2 protein-coding genes are annotated in these 2013 nt (G+C 49.8%); one reads left to right on the top strand and one right to left on the bottom strand.

From position 1 onward, the window contains the following. Positions 1-177: 177 nt before the first annotated feature. A complete protein-coding gene (prpF, locus tag ABY802_RS16795; protein WP_372628262.1) occupies positions 178-1365 on the top strand; it encodes a 2-methylaconitate cis-trans isomerase PrpF in 1188 nt (395 codons plus the stop codon). A 293-nt stretch (positions 1366-1658) separates the two neighbouring features. On the opposite strand, the gene ABY802_RS16790 is transcribed toward prpF, so the two are convergent. Then, on the bottom strand, positions 1659-2013 hold a 355-nt coding region (locus ABY802_RS16790; protein WP_372628261.1), incomplete at its 5' end, for a tyrosine-type recombinase/integrase.

Genomic DNA, 2013 nt, shown 5'->3' with positions numbered 1-2013 from the left:
GCAGTAATCTGGCAGGGATATAAGCTTTGAATTTGGCAAGGGAGAGCCGATGTCTCTTTATGTCATCACAGAGTGTCTGAGCCCTGCCGCAGGCATCAGGGCGAGTTGCTGTGATGAGCAGAAAGAGATGATCGGCTCGTACTCCACGCAAATTTACAGATTTCAATGGGTAATAATATGACCAAACCACAGATTAAAATTCCAGCCACCTATATGCGTGGCGGCACCTCAAAAGGGGTGTTTTTTAAGCTGGATGATTTACCAGAAGCGGCGCAGCAGCCTGGCTCAGCCCGCGACAAACTATTGTTACGGGTGATTGGCAGCCCCGACCCTTATGGTAAACACACTGATGGTATGGGCGGTGCTACGTCCAGCACCAGTAAGGCGGTTATTTTAAGCAAAAGCAGCAAGGCCGACCACGATGTGCATTATATTTTTGGCCAGGTAGCGATAGATAAACCCTTTATCGACTGGAGCGGCAACTGCGGTAACTTAAGTGCTGCAGTAGGTTCATTCGCGATTAGCAACGGCCTGGTAGCAAAGGATCGTATTCCACAAAATGGTATTTGTACTGTGCGAATTTGGCAGGGCAATATTGGCAAAACCATTATCGCCCATGTGCCTATTACTAACGGCGAAGTGCAGGAAACAGGCGACTTTGTGCTGGACGGCGTCACATTTCCGGCAGCTGAAGTAGAAATTGAATTTGTAAACCCGGCCGCTGACGAAGGCGAGGGCGGTGGTGCCATGTTTCCTACCGGTAATGTGGTTGATGAGCTGGAGGTACCCGGGATTGGCAGCATAAAAGCCACCCTGATTAACGCCGGCATCCCGACCATCTTTATTAATGCGGCAGATATTGGCTATACCGGCACCGAGTTACAAGATGCCATTAACAGTGATGCGGCAGCCTTGCAGCGTTTTGAAACCATTCGCGCTTATGGCGCACTTAAGATGGGGTTAATTAACGAAGTAGAGCAAGCTACGGTGCGCCAGCACACGCCTAAAGTCGCTTTTGTTGCGCCACCACAGCAGTATGTATCGTCAAGTGGCAAAGAAGTGGCCGCAACAGATATCGACCTGCTGGTGCGGGCATTATCTATGGGTAAATTGCACCACGCCATGATGGGCACGGCCGCGGTGGCCATTGGCACCGCAGCTGCTATTCCCGGTACTTTGGTCAACCTGGCGGCAGGTGGTACTGCTCGCGAAGCGGTGCGCTTTGGCCATCCTTCCGGTACGCTGAAAGTTGGCGCCGCTGCTGAAAAGGTTGATGGCGAATGGACCGTTACTAAAGCCATTATGAGCCGCAGCGCGCGGGTGTTAATGGAAGGCTGGGTGCGCATACCAGGTGATTGCTTCTAATCAGATATTAACTGATGAATAAGGAATAGGGCGCTTAGCGCCCTTTTTTATAGCAGCTGCGACAGCGGGCTTTTTACGCCACTGGCACCTTGCTTTAGTACATACGTATATATTTGGGTGGTTTTAACGTCGGTATGGCCAGGTACTCTTTTCAGCCTATTATGAAGGATTCAGTCGGAATTAAAGGGGCTCAGGCTAGGCATTCATTTGAAGGTTTAGTGGTGCTAAATCAAAAATGAGTAACGAAGTCTGAGTTCCCTTTAAACCGACCCGAAGGGCGATTGCCAAAACTTTTATGGCATCGTTACCTCGTTTCGACAGAGCACCACTATGCCTTCAACGAGAAGCCTTACCCTAAAAGCCTTAGCAATCGCTGAACTTGTCATAATAGGCTGGAAAGAGCACTTAGCTCTTGTACTGTGCGGATGTCGGCGCCCGACTCTAGCGGGTGAGTAGCACAAATTCATCAGGAATGAATTTGAACAGTCGCAGGCGGGCCTGAAACGGTTTTTATTACCTTTTCCCTGCCATACCATCACTGATAAATAATCATAATCAATGTCATGCACCCGCAACCGAACCGCTTCCATCAGGCGCAGGCCGCTGCCGTACATTAATTGGGTAAGCAGTTTATATTTAGGGTCGACT

The organism is Arsukibacterium sp., assembly GCF_041616895.1.
Classification (GTDB): Bacteria; Pseudomonadota; Gammaproteobacteria; order Enterobacterales; family Alteromonadaceae; genus Alishewanella.
The sequence above is the reverse complement of the archived record's forward strand: the minus strand, read 5'-3'. Positions and strand labels throughout refer to the sequence as shown.

Bases quoted from the DNA above. Each gene is read 5' to 3' on its own strand.
- prpF (WP_372628262.1), top strand. From the start codon at position 178: ATGACCAAACCACAGATTAAAATTCCAGCCACCTATATGCGTGGCGGC.